The following is a 17483-nucleotide window of genomic DNA, read 5'->3' as shown; positions in this document are numbered from 1 at the left end:
GTGGGGAGGACATCATGAAGAAACTGACCATGGCGCTGGCAGCGGGCGCCGCCTTGGCGCTGCTTTCCGGCAGCGCCGCTCTCGCGCAGGACGGGGCGCCGAAGATCATCTTCGCGCCGCATGCCGATGCCGGCAACGCCTTCTGGCTCACCGTCAAGAAGGGCTTCGACGATGCGTGCGGCCTCGTCCAGGCCGATTGCCAGATGCTGTTCACCTCCAAGGTGGGCGACATCCAGGGCCAGGTGGCGAATATCCAGTCGGCGATCGCGCAGCAGCCCGACATGATCATCGTCACCATTCCCGACAACAAGGCCTTCGACGAGGTGATCAAGGAGGCGCGCGACGCCGGCATCACGGTCGTCGCCAACAATGTCGACGATACCGAGGGCGCAGCCGGCAATGCCCGGCAGGCCTTCATCGGGCAGGACTTCTTCCTCGCCGGCCAGGCGCTCGGCGCCGCAACGGCGTCGAAGTTCCCGGCCAGCGGTCCGATCAAGGTGCTCGTCGGCGTCAATGCGCCGGCCGACAACTGGTCGCGCCGCCGCGCCGACGGCGTCGAGGCGGCGCTCGAAGCCTGGAAGAAGGCCCATCCGGATCGCGAGATCTCCTGGGACGAGATCGATGCCGGCCTCGACTACGGCACGACGGGCGACCGCTTCGGCAATTACCTGACGGGGACGCCGGACCTGACTGCCTATGTGGACACGGGCTTCTGGGATGTCGGCGTCGTCAATGTGCTGAAGGACCGCGGCATCGAGCCGGGCAAGGTCATCGTCGGCGGCTTCGACCTCGTGCCGGACGTGCTCGCCCGGATGAAGGACGGCTACATCCAGTTCCATGTCGACCAGCAGCCCTATTTGCAGGGCTATGCGCCGGTGATCCAGGCCAACCTCATCAAGAAGTACAAGCTCGCCCCGTTCGACGTGAACACGGGCAGCGCCATCGTGACCGCCGATCAGGTCGATGCGATCGAGCAGCTGAGCAAAGATGGCTACCGATAGGCTCGGAACTGCAGCGAAGGCGGCCGGCAACGGCCGCCTTCCGACCGCCACCGGCACCCGGAGGACGTCGCCGATGAAGCGCCTGCTCAAGATCTACATGGAAAGGCCCGAGCTGGTCGCTTTGGTGGTGCTCGTCGCGCTCGTCGGCTATTTCACCATTCGCTCCAACGGCTTGTTCCTGTCCTACCAGAATCTGCGCGGCATTTTGAGCCTCTTCCCCGAGCTCGCCATCATGGCGCTCGGCTTCGGGCTCCTCATGATCGCCGGCGAATTCGACCTCTCCATCGGCTCGATGTTCGGCCTCGCGCCGATCGTGCTGTGCTCGCTGACCACCGCCGGCATGCCGTTCTGGATCGCCTTCGCGCTTGCCCTCGCCGTCTGCCTGCTGGTCGGCTTCCTGAACGGCTCGATCTCGCTGACCTTCGGGATCCCGAGCTTCATCACGACGCTCGGCATGCTGTTCATCCTGCGCAGCCTCTGCGTCGTCATCTACCAGAGCGGTGCGGCGCCGGCTCTGCCCAGCGACGCACCGACCTGGGCGTTCACCGATCCGATCGGCTTCATCCGCGTCTCGACGCTCTGGATGATCGGCCTCGCCGTGCTGATCTACCTGCTGCTCGAGCGGACCAATTTCGGCAATTGGGCACGGGCGACGGGCGGCGCGCTCGAATCCGCCAAGTCCATGGGCATTCCCACGCATCGCGTGAAGATCGTGTGCTTCATGATCTGCTCGCTCTGCGCCGGCCTCGCCGGGATCATCCAGGTGGTGCGCATCGCCTCGCCGCTCCCCTCGCTCGGCGACGGCGTCGAACTCCAGGCGATCGCCGCGGCGGTGATCGGCGGCATCGCGCTGTCCGGCGGCGTCGGCAATGTGCTCGGCGCGATCGTCGGCATGGCGATCATCCGCGTCATCGACTCCGGCATGGTCATGAGCCGCGTCGACGCCAACTGGTTCAAGTTCGCCATCGGCCTGCTGATCATGATCGCCGTCATCGCCAATATGTGGCTCGCGCGGCGCGCCCGCGCCATCAAGGTGGAGACGGGCGCATGAAGACCCCGATCATCGAATGCCATCGCCTCGAGAAATGGTACTCGGGCGTGCATGCGCTCAAGAATGTCAGCCTGACCGTCAATCGCGGCGAGGCCGTCGGCCTCGTCGGCGACAACGGTGCCGGCAAGTCGACGTTGATCAAGATCCTCTCCGGCGTGCACGAGCCGGATGCGGGCTCGATCCGCATCGAGGGCCGCGACGTGCGGATCCGCAATCCGCGCCAGGCCATGGAGCTGGGGCTGGAGACGATCTACCAGTACAATTCCATGGTCCCGACCATGACGATCGCGCGCAACGTGTTCATCGGCCGCGAGCCGCTGACCTGGTCGCTCTTCGGCTTCGGCTGGATGGACAAGAAGAAGATGGACCGCGAGAGCGTCCAGGCGATCGCCGATGTCGATTTGCATCTGCGCTCGCCCGAGGCGCTGGTCGGCGAACTCTCCGGCGGCCAGCGGCAGGGCGTCGCCATCGCGCGGGCCATGCACTTCAAGTCGAAGGTGCTCATCCTCGACGAGCCGACCAACCATCTCTCGGTCAAGGAGACCGACAAGGTCATCGGCTTCGTGCGCGATCTGAAGAAGCAGAACGTCACCGGCATCTTCATCTCGCACAACATGCAGCACGTGTTCCAATGCTGCGACCGCATCGTGGCCATGGCGCGCGGCGAGATCGTCTTCGACCGGCCGGTCGGCGAGACCTCGATCGACGAAGTGCACGGATATCTCTGATGAGCGACTTCGCGGGACGCACGGTTCTCATCACCGGCGCGCTCGGCACGCTGGGCACGGCGCAGGCCGAGGCCTTCGCCCGGCTCGGCGCGGCCCTCTTGCTGCTCGACCGGCCGGACGATCCGCGCGGCGCGCCACGAGCCGCCGAAATCGCAGAGCGCCACGGCGTCGCGGCGCGCTATGTCGGGCAGGATCTCGGCCTGCTCAAGGAGAGCGAGGCGCTCGTGCGCGGCCTCGCGGACGCGGTGGGCGGCATCGACGTGCTGGTCTCGAACGCGGCGCTGATCATCAACAAGCCGTTCGAGGATTTCTCGATCGAGGAATATGAGGACCAGCTCCGCGTCAATTCGGCCGCGACCTTCGCCCTCGCCCGGGCGGTCGCGCCCGGCATGAAGCGCAAGCGGAACGGCCAGATCGTCAATTTCTGCTCGGTGACGCTGAATGGCCGCTGGGACGGCTATGTCCCCTATGTCGCCAGCAAGGGCGCCATGCTCGGGCTCACCAAGTCGCTCGCGCGCGAGCTCGGCCCGTTCAACATCCGCGTCAACGCGGTCTCGCCGGGCGCCGTCGTCTCGGAGGCCGAGAACCGCGTCTTCGCCGACCGGCTGCAGCAATACAATGACTGGATTCTCGAGAACCAGTGCCTCAAGGGGCGGATAAAAGCCGACGACGTCGCCGATCTCGTCGTCTTCCTCGCCTCCGAGCGTTCACGCATGATCACGGGCCAGAACATCGCGGTCGACGGCGGCTGGTAGGCGGCTCCGTCTGCCGCTGCCCACACGCCCAAAAGCCCCCCCGCTCTGCCGTTGCGCGCGGGCGTCCTGTGCGCCGCCTCTGGCTCGCCGGCCCAAGACCCGGTAAGACCCGATGGTGCGCGGAACGGGAGAGCAGACGCCGAACGAGTCGTGGCGATTGCTTCACGCCGTTGGGGTGGATGTGGGCGGCCTGTCGCCTGCCTCGCGCAGATGGCCTCGTAGGGCAATGAAGGAGGTTCTCGACATGAAATTCAGAGATCTGGCGCGGGCGACGCTGTTGCTCGGCGTCCTCGGCATGACGGCCAGCGCCGCTTGGGCGGCGGACACGCCCAAGAAGCCGCATGTGCCGCTGGCGAAGACCATCGGGCAGGTGACGCCGACCGGACCCGAGCCGTCCCTCGCGGTCATCAATTCCGCCGGCGCGACGCTCGAGGGCACCAAGCTCACCCTCACGGGCGTCTCGGCCAATTCGATCGTGTTCGCCGACCGGCCGATTCGCGCCGCCGGCCATGTCACGACCGCGCAGTTCATCCAGCAGTGGGATGTCGGCAAGAACAGCTTCGACATCGATCCGCCGAACGCCACGATTTCGGTCCTCGGCGGCGACGGCTCCGACGTGAGCGACGCCGTCGTCACGCTGAAGTCGCCGAAGCTCGACGGCTCGACGCTGACCTTCGACGTCGTCGTGCTCGAAGGCAACCTCGACGGCGCCAAGGGCCCGGCCGCGCTGTTCATCGACTGGTTCGCCGCCCATTACGGCACGCCCGGCGGCTATCACGGCACGGTCGCCGGCGGTGGCGGCGCCTATTGGCATGCGCCGGTTTATCACGGCGCCTGGTATGGCGCCGGAACCGGCGCTGCCGTCGCGGCGGGTGTCGCAACCGGCGTCGCGGTCGGCGCGGTCGCCGGAGCCGCCGCGGCTGCCCCGCGTTACGCCTATCCCTATCCCTACCCGCCGCCCCCGCCGGCCTGCGGCTATTACCCCTACCCGCCCTGCTACTAAGGCAGAGCGTCGGCCGGCCGCCCCCGGGCGGCCGGCCGATTCGCGTCTGACGCGACGATACGAACAGCGCCGGAGCCGCGCTCGACCGTCATGCCTGCCGAGGCGGGCGACGCCAGGTTTCTCAATCGGATTGCAAAGCGACTGTCGAAAGCTGCGGCTTGCGGCGGTGCGGTCTTGCGCGCCAGAAACGACAAAGGGCCCAGCGATTTCTCGCTAAGCCCTTGAAAAGGATGGTGGGCGTGACAGGGATTGAACCTGTGACCCCTACGATGTCAATGAAGGCGGGGAGCGCGGAATGCGTGGCAAGCCGCCGCTTGATATCCTCCAGTCCGATACGAACGTCAGCAGAAGATAACGGGAACGAAGGCGGATTGACGCGCAAGTTGCGCGCAAGTTCGCTGTGTCGGGCAGCGGCACGGAAGTGCGGCGCGGCACGTGTGGCGTGGAGCCGGTAAGGCTCTCTGTCATGCTGAAATTCTGTCCTCATTGCGGGCACGCGATCCCCGCGCGGCTTCGCCGTCCTCATCGCTATGCGGCGCTGGTGCACGATTTCCTGCGCGAGAGCGCTGACGTCCGTCGTTGGACGGCCGTGTCGCTGGTCGACATCGGGGTGGCCTTGAAGCTGACACGGCAACAGGTCCGCCGTGCGGTGGCGTCGCTCGTCGACCACGGCCAAATTCGCGTTCATGCTCGTTTCGATGGTGATGGCACGCAGCTCGCGAACGCGATCGAGGTGCTGGCGGACGCCCAAATTGCGCCCTCCCGCCGACGCGCGAAGCGGGCCAGCGGGGTCGCCCGATGAGCCTGCAAATGCTGACCTGGGCGCTGCGGGCGCACACCGGGCACGCGCCGTCCAAGATGATCCTGATGCTGCTCGCCAACTATTGCGACGAACGGGGCACGTGCTTTCCAAGTATCGGTAAGCTGGCCGAGCAGTCGGAGCTCGCGGTCAGAACAGTTGGCAAGGCGATCGAGCATCTCGAGGGGCTCGGCCTGTTGGAGCGAACACGCGATCGGCGCTCCGACGGCACGATGACGGGCAACCGGTTTCGCCTGCTATTGGGCGACGAAAACGCTGCCTCGGATCCATCGGAAAAGCTGAACAAACAGGGCGCTTTGCTAGAGGAACGCCACCGGCATCATGTGCCGGTGGATACTCCCAGCCACCGGCATGACGTGCCGGTGGACCATCGGCACGTGGTGCCGAAACCATCGGCACGTGGTGCCGGTGGCCATATAAAGCATAAACATCAATCTGATCCGTATGAGAGAGATGCGCGCGAGAGCGCTGGGCAGGCCAGCGAAGCCAAGCCTCCCCCCGTGAGCGATGACGATCCGCGATCCGACCGCGCGTTCACGGCGTTCATGGATCGCTGGCCGACCAGGACGGACGACCTCGAGCGCGCCTTCGCGGCGTGGCGAAAGCTAGACGCTGACGACAAGCGACGCGCCGTCGACGGCATCGACGGCTTTCGCTTGGCGACGCGAGCGGACGGACGATCGGTGATCTGCGCCGCCGCGACCTACCTCAGGCAACACGGCTGGGAACGGGTGAGCGCCAGCCCATCTGCCGGCACGACGGGTCAACCGCTCACCGCCTTCGGGATCGCATGGTGGTGCATTTTCCATCGAAGGCGGCGGGCCGGCGAGAGCGTCAAGTTCATGCTGCAGCAGGCCGCGAGCGGCAAGTCCTATGCGGTTCCGCCGGGCGGTCTGCCGACTGCCGATGACGAGGCAGCACTGAGCAAGATCGCCGTAGGCTCGCCAGCCTTCGATGCGTGGCGCGAGGCGCTCGCCGACGAGGGGCTCCGACTGCCAGAGCTCTCGACGCCTTTCGCCTGGATGCCCGGCGCCTGGCCAGAGGCCGAGGCGGCGCCTGCGGCCGACCCCGAGGGGGCATGGGGGGTCAGCTCTCTAGGCCGTTGGGGGGCTCCACCGCTATGGGGCACAGTGGCAGATTTTTTTCCCGGCGCGCGACGTTTCAGGATGGATTGACCACCATCGTGCCTTACGAAATCGCACAATTCCGCCATTTCAAGCGCCTCCGCTTCCGTAAGACGCTTCGGATTGCATATTATTTTTCGGAGGCGGGGCCGTGACTGAGCATCGCCTCGCCTGCCTCGTCTGCCAGCGGGTGTTCGTCGTCTCGCGCTCCGCGGGTACGCCGGGCCGGCGGCCGGGCTTCTGTTCGCCCGGGTGCGCCGCGACGCGACACCGGGAGAAGGGCCGAAGCCTGGCCCGCGCGGCGGTGAAGCCGTCGACGCGCGCTGGTCGCCTTCGGATCTGCCGAAACTGCAACGCCGAGTTCCTGGCCCCGTCGCCAGGGTCCGCATCGCCCTATTGCTCGGCGGAATGCGTCCACGCGGCGCAGCGTCGCTACGGTTCCCCGGCCGAAGCGCGGCGCGCCGAGTATCTGCGGCGCCGGGCGCGCTCCAGGGCGGACGCGGCCGTCGCCGAGCTGCCCTTCGACGCGCCGGAGCCCCAGCCATGAACCCGATGTCCCCCCGCGAACGACAGGCCCGCCGCCGGGCGCGGCTTCGCGCCGGCGAGGAGCTGCTCACGATCCGGATCGAACGATTCGCGGATCTCGTCGACTGGCTGAGCGAGACGGGCCGGCTCAAGCCTTGGAACGAAGAGAGCAAGCCCGAGATCGAGGCCGCGATCGCGCGGCTGATCGCAGATGCCCGGCGCGAGCTGGGCGTTCACGTCACGCGTGACAGGTCGCCAGAAGACGATCTGCTACCCAATCACGAAACCGGAGACGAATCGCCATGAACGAGAGTTTCAATCCGCGCCTCCCGACGGGGAAAACCTCCCTCGCCGCACGCATCGATGCGTTGAAGACTGCGATGACGCTGCGCGTGCCTGCATCGATGCAGGCCGCCCGCCGCGAACACACGACAGCGCGGATCGAGGCTCGCCGGCTGAACGAAGTTTACACGGCGCTCTGCCAGGCCGACGTTGCCGCCGAACTGCTTCGGCCGTCGAAGGAGGCTTCAGCGGCCAAGATCGAGCTTGCCGCCGCGGAGGCGGACACCGCAGCAGCGCGCCAGAAGCTGCTTTCTCTGGCCGAGAAGCACACGCCCGCCTTCATCGAATCGACAAACCCGACGACCGACGCAGCGCGCGAACTCATCGCCGAGGCGCTCGCCCTCGCCGAGGATGCGGCGACGATCTTGCTCGAAATCGACGGCTTCGCCCGGGCCAATGGTCTCGACGCGCCCCGCATCGCAAGCGCGGGGCCGTCGGTCATCAGCAGCATCCGGTCCGCGCGGATCTGCCTCAAATAGCCTCCCGGCGCGAGGCTCCGACGCCGCCGGCACGGCGGAAAGGCCCTCGCGGATCGCGCCGGATGGGACCCCGCGAGGGCCATGCCAGGAGGTCGAACATGCGCCCCCAAGATGTAGTCACGATCGGCAATCCCCGGTCCGTCAAGCGGCAGAACCGGCGGACGTCCTTCGCTGAGTCGGCCTTGCCCCATGCGCCGCGTGCCCGGCGCACCGCAGCCCTTCGCCTGCTCGCCGAGGCCAAGCGCGCGAGCGGCGGCCAAGGCCCGCGCACTGCCACGATACGCATCAATGGCGTCCTAGACGAAGCCCTGCGCCGGCGGGTCGAGCGCGCTCTCGCTGCCGGCGTCGGCGCCGACGAGCTGCGCATCGATATCAACTCGCCCGGCGGCGACGCATATGTCGGCCTTGTCCTCTACCGCCTTGTTCGCGAGCACCCCGCCGCCCGCAAGGTGGCGACGGTCAATGCCCGCTGCTGCTCGGCCGCCATGCTGCCGTTGCTGGCCGCGGATGAGCGCAGAGCGCTGCCGAACGCCGAGCTGCTGCTGCACCAGGCCGAGGCCGTCCGCGACGGAGCGAGCCGGCAGCGGTGGACGACCGTGCCGCTGGCGCGCGCGGCCCGGGACTGCAACGCGATCGATGCGACGACGGTCGCCATCCTCGTCGACCGCACAGGGCTCACCGAGCGCGAGGCCTTCGCCGAACTGGCGCACGAACGTCCGCTGCCGATCATCAAGGCTCTCTCGGCCGGCATCCTGACCGAGGTGATCGGCGTCGCCGGCGGGGCGGCCCCCGCGGCACTGGCGTCGGTCAGGGCGATGACGAACGCGGCCGCGGCGGCAGGCCGGCCGATCGCCTTCGGGCTGCCGCGCTACTACCTGCGGGCGCTCGCCGCGGGCGGTCCCGAGGAACGAGAGGGAGGCTGAGATGCCGGCTGTTCAACACTGGATGCAACGCATGGCCGCCGGACTTCTGGCCCGCCTTACGGGAGAACCGCGATCGCCGGGTGCCTCGCGGGCATCGCGCTTCGGCCGCACCGTTGCCGGCGTCCGCGTGACGCCGGACGACGCCGTCAAGCTCGCGGCCGTCTGGGCGTGCCTGCGCTATCTGTCCCAGACCGTCGCCGTGCTGCCCTGGCATGTCATGCGCGACGGTGAGCGCGGTCCGGAAGTACAGCGACTGCACCCGGTCGACTGGCTGCTCTCCAAGCGGCCGGCGCGGGAATGGTCGTCGTTCCAGTTTCGCGAGACGCTCACGCACTGGGCGGCGCGCTGGGGCAATGGCTATGCGGAGATCGAGCCCGACGCGCTCGGCCGCCCCTTCGCCCTCTGGCCGATCCATCCGGAGCGGGTGACGCCCTGCCGCGCGGAGGAGCCGATGCAGGATTCCTACGGCGCGGATATCGATGCCGGAGCGCTGTATTACGAGGTCTCCAACGGCACCGGCCCGAAGACGATCCTCGAACTGATGCGCATGTTCCATGTGCGCGGCTTCGGCGAGGGGCCGGTCGGCGTCAATGTCATCGACTATGCGGCGGAATCGATCGGCTGGGCCCGCGCTGCGCAGCTCTTCGGAGCCGCCTTCTTCGGCAATGGCGCCCGTCCAGGCCTGATCATCAAGAACAAGAAGGCGCTCTCCCCCGAAGCCCTCGAGGTGCAGCGCGAGCAGTTCGATGAGATGCATGGTGGGCCGCGAAATGCGTTCCGCACCGCCCATCTCGATCTCGACGCCGACATTGAAGAGATCGGCTTCGACGCGGAGAAGGCCCAGCTCATCGAGGCGCATCAGTTCCTGGTCGAGGAAATCTGCCGCTGGTTCGGTGTGCCGCCGCACAAGGTCATGCACCTGCTGCGCGCGACCTTCTCGAACATCGAGCACCAGGCGATCGAGGTCGTCGTCGACTCTGTCACGCCCTGGGCCAAGCGGTTCGAGGATGAGGCAGACTTCAAGCTGTTCGGCCAGAACCGCATGGGGCTCTACACGAAGATGAACCTTCGCGGCCTGCTGCGCGGCGACTTCAAGAGCCAGAACGAGGGTCTCCAGATCGCGCGGCAGAACGGCGTGATCAGCGCCGATGAATGGCGCGCCTATCTCGACATGAATCGCACGCCCGCCGGCGGCGGCGGCGAGAAGCGCGTCATGCAGCAGCAATACACGACGCTCGAGCGGATCGGCGAGGTGTCCTCTCCGAGTGCTCAATCGAATGACGCGGTCGCAGCTGCCCACCTCGCCAGAATCGGCGCCATGATGAAGGAAACTAGCCATGACGAAGCCTGATGAAGAGACCCCGCCGGGCGGATCGATTGCCGCGCTTTGCGGACACGTGGAGGCGCTGGTGCGCCGCGTCCTCGCGCTGGAAAAGCGCCCGGCGCCGAGCCTCCGCGTCGGGCCCGCCTACAGGCTCGCCGAAAGCGACAAGTCGTTCATCGCGGCGCGGGAGATCGAGATCGACGGCCAGCGCTTCCGCGTGCCGGTGATCGAGGAGTAATGGCGCTGGCGGTCGTGCCCCCCGCGGGAAGCTGACTGACGACAGAGTGAGACCAATCGACCCGAAGGGAAGAGAACCATGGCAACGCTTGAGACCATTCGACGGCTGAAGATCCATGCGGAGTCCCAGGGACTCGAAGCGGTCACGGCGGGGCTCGATCGCATCGCCGACGCGCAGGGGAAGGTCGCCGCCGGCGCGGTGACGGTCGGCAAGCAGACGGACACGTCCGCGAAGAAGGTCATATCGTCGGCCGGCGCCTATGATCGGCTCAAGCGGTCGATCGACGAGACCTATCGCAACCAGGTGCTGTTCGAGCGGGGGCAAGGCACGATCATCCGCGCGATGGAGCAGGGCCATATCACGGCAGCGCAGGCGGCCGACGACGTCCTGCTGCTGCATCAGCGCTACAACGTGCTTGCGGTCGGCAACGACAACCTCGCGAAATCGACCGGCCTTGCTTCGCATCAGATGGCGAACCTGTCCTTCCAGCTCAACGATATCGCGACCGGCCTCGTGTCCGGCCAGTCGCCATTCATGATCTTGGCGCAACAGGGCGGCCAGGTCCTGCAGGTGCTGCAGATGGGCGAAGGCGGCATAAAAGGGGCGGTCACTGGGATCGGCGGCTCGCTGATGGCGCTGGCAACACCCACCAGTCTGGCAATCGCCGGCGTGGCCGCCCTCGGCGCCGGCGTCCTCGCCTATTCCGTCATGTCTCGCGAGGCGATCAAGAGCGTGGATGAAACGCTCGAGGCGCATGACGCGCTGATCACGAAGATCCGGGACGGATATGGCGAAGCGAGCGTTGCTGCCCAGCGCTATGCCACCGAAAGCCGTTCGGTCGTTTCAGCCCGGATCGCTGGCGATATTGCCGATCTCGGGCGGCAGCTTCAGATCCAGACTCGCGATCTGATCGGCAAGATCGCGCCCGTAACAGACGATCTCCTCTTCGGCACGGGATCTGGCCAGCGCAATGTCATCACCACCTATCGCGATTTCACGGCGGCGATCGACGGTCTGACGTCGTCGGCCGAGCGCGGTACGCCGGATATTCAGGCCTTTCGAGAGGCCGTGGCCGACCGTATGTCGCTCGATCCCAATAATCGCGAACTGCAAAAGCTTGGCTTTGCCCTTCTCGATGCATCGGACGACGCATCCACGATGAGCGCGAAGCTGGCCGAGGCACAGGGCACGTTGCGGGCATTCGGCGGGGCTCTGGACGTGGTTTCGGGCCGGGCGGATCGGTATGCAGAGGCAATGCGGACGATCGCAGGAATCGCGATGCCGAACCTCTCGAATGAGGACCAGGTCTCGGCGTCGCTCCGCGCGGCTGTCGCCGACTCGTCCGGCGCCTCCGATCGGGCGCGTGCTGCGGGGGCGGCGGGCGTGGCGATGCAGAGGATCGTCGATTCCAATGTGCCGCTCCCGCGCCGTAACCCGAAATATGACCTGACGTCGGACTGGGGTGTGCCGACGCGGGCGGATATTTCCGCAGCGCGGCGGGAAGAGAGCGAGGCAGAGCGGCGCAAGAAGGCGATCGACGACGTCGTTTCGTCGCTCGGCTTCGAGAAGGACCAGCTGAGCCGTAATGCGCGCGAACAGGAGCAATACAACGCGCTGCAGCAGGCGGGCATCACGATCACCCATCAAAGGGCCAAGGAAGTGATGGACGCTGCGGGCGCGCTCTACGACTTCCGGACCGCGCAGGGCGCCCTCAACGAGACGATGGGCGAATGGCGGGATTTCGGCCTCGACATCACCAAGGGTTTCGTCTCCGACATCCGCGGCGGCGCGACGGCCCTCGAGGCGATGGATAACATGCTGACAAAGGTTCAGGACCGCCTCGTCGACATGGCCCTCAACAGCGTCTTCGAAAGCGCGTTTGGCGGCGGGGCGTCCATCGGGGGCGGCGGCTGGCTGTCGTCCATCCTCGGCAGCATCTTCGGAGGCGGTGGCGGGGCGGCGCTCGGACAGGGCGGCATCGGGCACAACGCGGCGGGTACGTCGAACTGGCGTGGCGGCTGGACAGTCGTCGGCGAGCGCGGGCCGGAGGTCGCCTATCTCCCCCGCGGCGCCACTGTGCAGCCCTATGGCGCGCCGCAGGTCGCCAACCAGAATTCCGGATCGTCGAGCATCACCGTCAACAATTATGCCGGCTCCGAAACCGAGGTCCAGGCGCGGCGCGAGCGCGGCCCGGATGGCGAACAGGTCATCCTCTCGGTCGTCCGCAAGGGCACGGCACGCGGCGACCTCGACAGTGCCATGCGCGGGCAGTATGCCGCGCGGCGGCAGAAGGTGCGTTGAACGGACAGTCCGGTCGACCGCGGCCGGGATGGCGAACCGCCATCCGCGACTAGCGGCAGCGTGGGCATAGCAGCAGGAATGCTGTCACTGACGTCGGTAGCCGAAGCCGAAATCGAGCTGCGACCGTCGAGCCATTCCTCTGCGGGACTGGAGCGGCGCCCGGCGGACCTTCATCGTTTCCAGCGGTTCGGCTGCATCGATGACGGTGATGAGTGCCTCAACCAGCCTACGCATCAGCTTGCCCATTGTCCGTGGGGCTCAATGCGTGAATGAGCGCGGCGAACCGCGCTGCGTCGTGACGCTATCTCTTGTCCGCGAGACCGAGGCCCTCGTTTGGCGACTTCCCGGCGGCCTTGAGGGCAGCCTTTTCATCGGCGATCCCCTTGAGCCGTGCGAACCTCTGCTCTCGAGCGGCTCTTGCTACATACCATTCCTCAAAGAGCAGCTCGATCAAGCCGATGAGTTCTTCGGCTTCCTTGGGGTCTACCTCGACGATAATGTTGATGTCGGCCTCCATATGAGCGCCGATATTCCCGATCTGTCGAACAGCATCGATAGCTTCAATTGCGTCGATCGAGACACCTTTGGGCGCACGATCCTCGTTGGCCATACGCTTGAGTTCTTTGATCTCGTCGATCAAGCGGCTTTTGCTGATCCCCGCAAAATCTCTAATCATTCCCTGAAGGCACCGGCGCGCTAAAGTGGCGCTGGCTTTTGGGCTCAGCGAGCGAATACTGTATGCCTCGTAATAATCGTTTCGAATAGCGATTGGAATGTATTCCAGCTGGTTCTTGTATGTATTGCCCGGGAGAAGCGACCATCGATATACGACCCCCCAGCACGGAAGCTAGAGCCGTCAAATACAGCTTTGCACAGATTCAATGTAAGGGTGAGCTTGCCGCATTCAGGATTTTGACAGCGGACCGCGTCGGTGCGCAAACCCACACGCCCGTCGACCGGCATCCCGTCCCGGATGGTTTCAAAAGAACGATGGGTGTTCTGGTCGGTCGCCGTCTGCGAATGCCAGCAGTAGTGGCACATCCAGTTATAAGGGTCAGCCAATTACTATCCCCAATGGCTTGAAGTCGTTTCCTCAGCGCTCTCCGACGGCTCACCGCTCTCCAGCCTTTGGCGCGCGAGCGCCAAACCCTCGAAGATCTGTGCGATGAAACGCATGCGTTCCTCGTCGGTCGCCGAACGCCAAGCCTGTTCGAGCTTGTCGTAGCCTGATTGCTTCGGCTTCGTGAGGCCCCGCGCCTGCTGGTAGGCGGGTGCCAGCTTGAGCCGTCCGGCCTCGATCTCTGGAATGAGGTCCGGACGGTTTTCGCCCAGCCACCGCGCCATATAGATCATGCGCTCGGACACGTTGAACGCCGCAGCGACGTCCTTCACGCGCACGGGCGCAGGCTGCATCGATGCAGTCTCTGCATTCGGCTCGCGTCGGGCGCGCATCTTGATTCACCTCCGTTTCGCGCGTCGATCGTGCCGAGGGTCGGCGCCATTCTCGATCGAGCGATATTGTCTTTAGGATCGCGGCTGACGCTTTCGCTTCATCGCGCGCCCGAAACCCTCAGACGCCTTTACGACGGCGGCCACTGCAGCCCGTTTGGCCTCGTCGTCCTCTTCCAATACGGCACCGATGGACGATGCTAAACCCGCCGGCCCCCTCTGCAATGCAATTTCCGCCGGGCTCATCCCGGCGACCTTGGCCTCGACATCGATCCAGCGCCAGCGGCGGATGCTGCCCAGCCCCGGCACTGGCGGCGGCAGGTAACCATCCGCTACGAGGCGGTCCCATGTGCCGATTGAAATACAGAGCTCGGCGGCGCCGATTTCCGGCGAGACGAAAGCTGGAGTGCGCCCGAGAAACGAGGCGTCGGCCTTCCGGGATGTCATGAGGTCGTCCAGTTTCCAGATCGCTCAACCCGAACTTGGGACAATCGCGCGGGATCGTGGCGCCCTCGCCCACGAGGCTGCGGCTGCATTGATGCAGTTGCAGCCTTCCGTTGTCGGTACGTAGCCATAGCCGCCGACCTCCTATCGCCTCAGTTCGCTGCAGCCTTGGGCTTCGCGACGGCCGACCAGCCACAGGCGGCCTGCAGCGGCTTGACCGCGGCTGCAAGGCCTCTGATGTCGAACTCCATCTCCATCGCGCTCTCGCTGTAAGGCGTCATGCGGACCAGCATCGTTTCGTTGTCGAGCATACTCCGGATGAGGGGGATGGTCTGGCCGCCGGTCCATAATCCGAGCGATCGATGATCCGTCGACTCATCTGTCCGGAGGGATCTCGCCTTCTCCCGATCGAGCCGGATCGTCACCTCGCCGAAGCCGCCGGAATCGGCAACGAAGAGGTCGCCGAACGTCCAATAGAGGACCGTGACTTTCTCCATGCAGCGGATCGTCAGCGTCGGGTCATGCCTCCGCCCGAAACGATCGATGATCGATCCCTTCGAAGCAAGGTTCAGGATGACCGTCGTGGAATCGTCGACCTTCGATGCCTCGATCAGCTGCCGCCATTGTCCCTTGTCCTCGGGAGAGGCGGCCGCGGCGGCAGAGGCCTTCTGATCGGCCGCGGCGTTGAGGCTTGCTGCGAGTTCGTCGAAACAGGCCAGGCGCTCCAGGCCATTCTCGACTGCACTGCACTTCCTGATCTTCGCGTCATTGTCGGCCGCCCAGGAATGGGAAGCGATTGCCGCAAGCACGAGCGCGATCCCCAAAGCACGCATCGCATCAGCCCCTCACCTGACGATCACGAGAGAGTGCCGAAAAGACAATCAGGAGTCGAGCGATCAGCGATGACGGTCATGAACCGCGGCGCCATCGTCGGTAAGCACGGCTCGAGCAGCGCGGAGGATTTCGGGGCTGCATGTTCGTGCGAGCACCGCCTGGGCCGTCAAGGCCGCATTCGAGGCCTGCAGCGGGTCCGTCCGGAAGGGGCGGTGACTATGCGATCAAGCGGAACCAGGACGTCGGGGAGAGCCCAATGTCAAATCAAGGCGCAAATTTGCGCCTTGATTCGTCTGCTCTCGATATCCGAGGGCCGGGCAAAACCGGCAAATTTGCCGGGTTCGCCTGCTCGGCGTCTCTCCGCCTCGCCGCCAACGCGCCGCCAGCCGCCGAAAATTCCGCAAGTTTGCGGGCTTTCCGCGCTCAACCTCACGCACCGGCCCCGCGCCCACCGCGGCCGGATTTTCCGGCTCCGGCTTGAATTGCGGTACTATGCGGCCTCCTGCAATAGCCGGTAATTTTCAGGATCGGACCCGTCGATCACCAGGGGGGGTGTATCCGCACTCGGAACGCACCACCCAGCGATCTCCTTGACATCCTTCGAACCAGGCAGCTCGAGCGTCTGGACAGCATACAGCCTGACCAGCGCCTCGGCATTCGCATCCACAGGCACCTCACCACGCTCCCAGCGGCTCACAGCCAGCGCTTCCCGGTGCAGCATTGCGGCGAGCTCGGCTTGGGTCATGCCCATTTCCGTGCGCAGGAAGCGCAGTTCGCGTCCGGTCATGCTCGACCGGCGGTTGACGATCCCATAGGCGATGGCCTGGTGGAGGCCGTTCACATTGGGGATCGTGATGCACTCCTCTCCAGCATCGTCAGCGTGGACATCCACGCCCTCGATGATGACATTGTCGAGGCCGCTATCGGTATAACGGTACGTGCTCATTCTACACCCCTCACTGCGGGCTTAATCCCGCGGAGCCGCGGGCCAAATTCCCGCAGCTATTCATCAACCCACATCACGGTGATGAGTTTCATCCACAAACGCGCAGCGTCCACGACGACGACAACTCTCACCGTCCGATTGCCGGAGTTCGGCGTTCGACTTTGCGGCAAATACTTGAAGACACTTGCCTGCGTTGAAGCCTGTGCCTCTTCGAGCACAAACCCATGCTTCAGCACATAGAGCACGTCACCCATGATGAGATCACGTTCCGACATCTGATCGCGGGCGTGCTCGGTGGAGGTGAGCTTGAGCTTGGTGTTGGCCGCCAGCTCTCGAATGATCTCGGTCGCATCGGGAGGCGCCCATGGTTGCGGCTTGTTGATGTTAGGCACGATCGCTCCGCGCAGACGACCGATCGCTCTCGCGATGGCTCAATGACTTATCATCATGATAAGTTCGACGCCACAGATAATGTCATCAGATGGTGAACGCAACACCTTCTGTTGCCGATTTGCATGACCGTTTCGTAATCAAATCGGAAGACTTTTCCTCAGCCGCACGCCGGGCCCTTCGCCGCTCTCGTCGTCGAAGATCACGCCGGCCGCTTCGATGGGGCACTCGATCTATGCCCCTTACTTTCCGGCTCTCTTGCTCTGGCGTCGGCGATGCGTTGGCGGACGAGGCCTTGAATGTCTCGGGCCGAGCTCTCGCCTGATCTGGCGTCAAATGGAAAGAGATTGGGGTGTCGTCGACGGCGCCAGGCGTCGATTGCGTCAAGGTCGTACATGCTCGTGTCGCGATCGGCCGCTGGGAAGCCGCGGGAAAGGAGCCGGGGGAGCACAGCTTCGAACTCCGCCCGTGTCAGGCCCATGCGCCGCGCTGCCGCGTCAGGATGAATATCGCCTGGAGCGAGTCGCACGCGCGCCGGCATCAATCGTCGTTCCCTGCGTTGAGATCGTCCGGCCGGGTGCCTTCGTCGTGTCGCGCCTTCCGCAGGCGCACGCCAGGGCCTTCGCCGTTCTCGTCAACAAAAATCACGCCGGCCGTTTCGAGCGCCTTTCGAATCGCGCCCAACGTGGCGCGAATCGGCGTGCGACGGCCGCCTTCGAAGTCGGCAATCGTTCGCTCAGCCACCCCTGCGAGCCTGGCGAGATCCCCTCTCGAGAGCTGCACCATAGCGCGCGCACCTCGAAGCT

20 protein-coding genes are annotated in these 17483 nt (G+C 65.5%); 13 read left to right on the top strand and 7 right to left on the bottom strand.

Going from position 1 to position 17483, the window contains the following annotated elements:
• Positions 1-14: 14 nt before the first annotated feature.
• The 13 genes from GGR25_RS05505 to GGR25_RS05445 all read left to right on the top strand — a co-directional run bounded on the left by GGR25_RS05505 (position 15) and on the right by GGR25_RS05445 (position 12614).
• Positions 15-1001, top strand: coding sequence for a substrate-binding domain-containing protein (locus GGR25_RS05505; protein WP_183397770.1), 987 nt, complete (start codon positions 15-17; stop codon positions 999-1001).
• 73 nt (positions 1002-1074) lie between these two features.
• Positions 1075-2052 (top strand): ABC transporter permease, encoded by a 978-nt coding sequence (locus tag GGR25_RS05500; RefSeq protein ID WP_183397769.1) that lies wholly within the window; start codon positions 1075-1077, stop codon positions 2050-2052.
• Positions 2049-2780, top strand: a complete 732-nt coding sequence (locus GGR25_RS05495; protein WP_183397768.1) for an ATP-binding cassette domain-containing protein — start codon at positions 2049-2051, stop codon at positions 2778-2780. Before GGR25_RS05500 ends, GGR25_RS05495 begins: the two co-directional genes overlap by 4 nt.
• Complete coding sequence (locus GGR25_RS05490) at positions 2780-3535, top strand: SDR family oxidoreductase (RefSeq protein ID WP_183397767.1); 756 nt, start codon at positions 2780-2782, stop codon at positions 3533-3535. The genes GGR25_RS05495 and GGR25_RS05490 overlap by 1 nt, the downstream gene beginning before the upstream one ends.
• Positions 3536-3779: 244 nt before the next feature.
• Positions 3780-4538, top strand: coding sequence for a hypothetical protein (locus tag GGR25_RS05485; protein ID WP_183397766.1), 759 nt, complete (start codon positions 3780-3782; stop codon positions 4536-4538).
• A 466-nt stretch (positions 4539-5004) separates the two neighbouring features.
• Positions 5005-5340: a hypothetical protein gene (locus GGR25_RS05480; RefSeq protein WP_183397765.1), complete on the top strand. Its 336-nt coding sequence runs from the start codon at positions 5005-5007 to the stop codon at positions 5338-5340.
• The gene (locus GGR25_RS05475) at positions 5337-6533 is read left to right on the top strand and encodes a helix-turn-helix domain-containing protein (RefSeq protein ID WP_183397764.1); all 1197 of its coding nucleotides are present in this window, start codon (positions 5337-5339) and stop codon (positions 6531-6533) included. Before GGR25_RS05480 ends, GGR25_RS05475 begins: the two co-directional genes overlap by 4 nt.
• Positions 6534-7025: 492 nt before the next feature.
• Complete coding sequence (locus tag GGR25_RS05470; protein WP_183397763.1) at positions 7026-7313, top strand: hypothetical protein; 288 nt, start codon at positions 7026-7028, stop codon at positions 7311-7313.
• Positions 7310-7828 (top strand): hypothetical protein, encoded by a 519-nt coding sequence (locus GGR25_RS05465; RefSeq protein ID WP_210299831.1) that lies wholly within the window; start codon positions 7310-7312, stop codon positions 7826-7828. The genes GGR25_RS05470 and GGR25_RS05465 overlap by 4 nt, the downstream gene beginning before the upstream one ends.
• A gap of 98 nt (positions 7829-7926) precedes the next feature.
• Positions 7927-8751 (top strand): ATP-dependent Clp protease proteolytic subunit, encoded by an 825-nt coding sequence (locus GGR25_RS05460; RefSeq protein ID WP_183397761.1) that lies wholly within the window; start codon positions 7927-7929, stop codon positions 8749-8751.
• A 31-nt stretch (positions 8752-8782) separates the two neighbouring features.
• The gene (locus tag GGR25_RS05455; protein WP_183397760.1) at positions 8783-10102 is read left to right on the top strand and encodes a phage portal protein; all 1320 of its coding nucleotides are present in this window, start codon (positions 8783-8785) and stop codon (positions 10100-10102) included.
• Entirely contained in the window at positions 10089-10313 is a 225-nt protein-coding gene (locus GGR25_RS05450) for a hypothetical protein (RefSeq protein WP_183397759.1), read from the top strand. Before GGR25_RS05455 ends, GGR25_RS05450 begins: the two co-directional genes overlap by 14 nt.
• 78 nt (positions 10314-10391) lie before the next feature.
• Positions 10392-12614 carry a phage tail length tape measure family protein gene (locus GGR25_RS05445; protein ID WP_183397758.1) on the top strand — a complete coding sequence of 741 codons (2223 nt, stop codon included), beginning with the start codon at positions 10392-10394 and terminating at the stop codon, positions 12612-12614.
• A 301-nt stretch (positions 12615-12915) separates the two neighbouring features.
• Here the strand turns inward: GGR25_RS05445 and GGR25_RS05440 are convergent, their stop codons facing one another.
• From GGR25_RS05440 to GGR25_RS05410, 7 genes are all read right to left on the bottom strand, one after another.
• Positions 12916-13338 (bottom strand): DUF4145 domain-containing protein, encoded by a 423-nt coding sequence (locus GGR25_RS05440; RefSeq protein ID WP_246409402.1) that lies wholly within the window; start codon positions 13336-13338, stop codon positions 12916-12918.
• Between the two features lie 341 nt (positions 13339-13679).
• The gene (locus GGR25_RS05435) at positions 13680-14027 is read right to left on the bottom strand and encodes a hypothetical protein (protein WP_210299830.1); all 348 of its coding nucleotides are present in this window, start codon (positions 14025-14027) and stop codon (positions 13680-13682) included.
• A gap of 111 nt (positions 14028-14138) precedes the next feature.
• The gene (locus GGR25_RS05430; RefSeq protein ID WP_183397756.1) at positions 14139-14510 is read right to left on the bottom strand and encodes a hypothetical protein; all 372 of its coding nucleotides are present in this window, start codon (positions 14508-14510) and stop codon (positions 14139-14141) included.
• 149 nt (positions 14511-14659) lie between these two features.
• On the bottom strand, positions 14660-15340 hold the full coding sequence (locus tag GGR25_RS05425; RefSeq protein ID WP_183397755.1) for a type VI secretion system-associated protein TagO: 681 nt from the start codon (positions 15338-15340) through the stop codon (positions 14660-14662).
• 491 nt (positions 15341-15831) lie between these two features.
• Positions 15832-16287 (bottom strand): helix-turn-helix domain-containing protein, encoded by a 456-nt coding sequence (locus GGR25_RS05420; protein ID WP_183397754.1) that lies wholly within the window; start codon positions 16285-16287, stop codon positions 15832-15834.
• Positions 16288-16343: 56 nt separating this feature from the next.
• Positions 16344-16679: a DUF4258 domain-containing protein gene (locus GGR25_RS24670; RefSeq protein ID WP_183397753.1), complete on the bottom strand. Its 336-nt coding sequence runs from the start codon at positions 16677-16679 to the stop codon at positions 16344-16346.
• A gap of 538 nt (positions 16680-17217) precedes the next feature.
• A complete protein-coding gene (locus GGR25_RS05410) occupies positions 17218-17463 on the bottom strand; it encodes a helix-turn-helix domain-containing protein (protein WP_246409306.1) in 246 nt (81 codons plus the stop codon).
• Positions 17464-17483 lie beyond the last annotated feature (20 nt).

The sequence above is a fragment of the Kaistia hirudinis genome, from assembly GCF_014196455.1.
GTDB classification, from domain to species: domain Bacteria; phylum Pseudomonadota; class Alphaproteobacteria; order Rhizobiales; family Kaistiaceae; genus Kaistia; species Kaistia hirudinis.
Note: the sequence above shows the minus strand (reverse complement) of the source record. Positions and strands in the feature narration are given on the sequence as shown.

Bases quoted from the DNA above. Each gene is read 5' to 3' on its own strand.
- GGR25_RS05480 (WP_183397765.1), top strand. From the start codon at position 5,005: ATGCTGAAATTCTGTCCTCATTGCGGGCACGCGATCCCCGCGCGGCTT.
- GGR25_RS05420 (WP_183397754.1), bottom strand. From the start codon at position 16,287: ATGAGCACGTACCGTTATACCGATAGCGGCCTCGACAATGTCATCATC.
- GGR25_RS05410 (WP_246409306.1), bottom strand. From the start codon at position 17,463: ATGGTGCAGCTCTCGAGAGGGGATCTCGCCAGGCTCGCAGGGGTGGCT.
- GGR25_RS05465 (WP_210299831.1), top strand. From the start codon at position 7,310: ATGAACGAGAGTTTCAATCCGCGCCTCCCGACGGGGAAAACCTCCCTC.
- GGR25_RS05445 (WP_183397758.1), top strand. From the start codon at position 10,392: ATGGCAACGCTTGAGACCATTCGACGGCTGAAGATCCATGCGGAGTCC.
- GGR25_RS05505 (WP_183397770.1), top strand. From the start codon at position 15: ATGAAGAAACTGACCATGGCGCTGGCAGCGGGCGCCGCCTTGGCGCTG.
- GGR25_RS05430 (WP_183397756.1), bottom strand. From the start codon at position 14,510: ATGACATCCCGGAAGGCCGACGCCTCGTTTCTCGGGCGCACTCCAGCT.
- GGR25_RS05485 (WP_183397766.1), top strand. From the start codon at position 3,780: ATGAAATTCAGAGATCTGGCGCGGGCGACGCTGTTGCTCGGCGTCCTC.
- GGR25_RS05460 (WP_183397761.1), top strand. From the start codon at position 7,927: ATGCGCCCCCAAGATGTAGTCACGATCGGCAATCCCCGGTCCGTCAAG.
- GGR25_RS05425 (WP_183397755.1), bottom strand. From the start codon at position 15,340: ATGCGTGCTTTGGGGATCGCGCTCGTGCTTGCGGCAATCGCTTCCCAT.
- GGR25_RS05455 (WP_183397760.1), top strand. From the start codon at position 8,783: ATGGCCGCCGGACTTCTGGCCCGCCTTACGGGAGAACCGCGATCGCCG.
- GGR25_RS05490 (WP_183397767.1), top strand. From the start codon at position 2,780: ATGAGCGACTTCGCGGGACGCACGGTTCTCATCACCGGCGCGCTCGGC.
- GGR25_RS05470 (WP_183397763.1), top strand. From the start codon at position 7,026: ATGAACCCGATGTCCCCCCGCGAACGACAGGCCCGCCGCCGGGCGCGG.
- GGR25_RS05475 (WP_183397764.1), top strand. From the start codon at position 5,337: ATGAGCCTGCAAATGCTGACCTGGGCGCTGCGGGCGCACACCGGGCAC.
- GGR25_RS05500 (WP_183397769.1), top strand. From the start codon at position 1,075: ATGAAGCGCCTGCTCAAGATCTACATGGAAAGGCCCGAGCTGGTCGCT.
- GGR25_RS05450 (WP_183397759.1), top strand. From the start codon at position 10,089: ATGACGAAGCCTGATGAAGAGACCCCGCCGGGCGGATCGATTGCCGCG.
- GGR25_RS05435 (WP_210299830.1), bottom strand. From the start codon at position 14,027: ATGCAGCCTGCGCCCGTGCGCGTGAAGGACGTCGCTGCGGCGTTCAAC.
- GGR25_RS05495 (WP_183397768.1), top strand. From the start codon at position 2,049: ATGAAGACCCCGATCATCGAATGCCATCGCCTCGAGAAATGGTACTCG.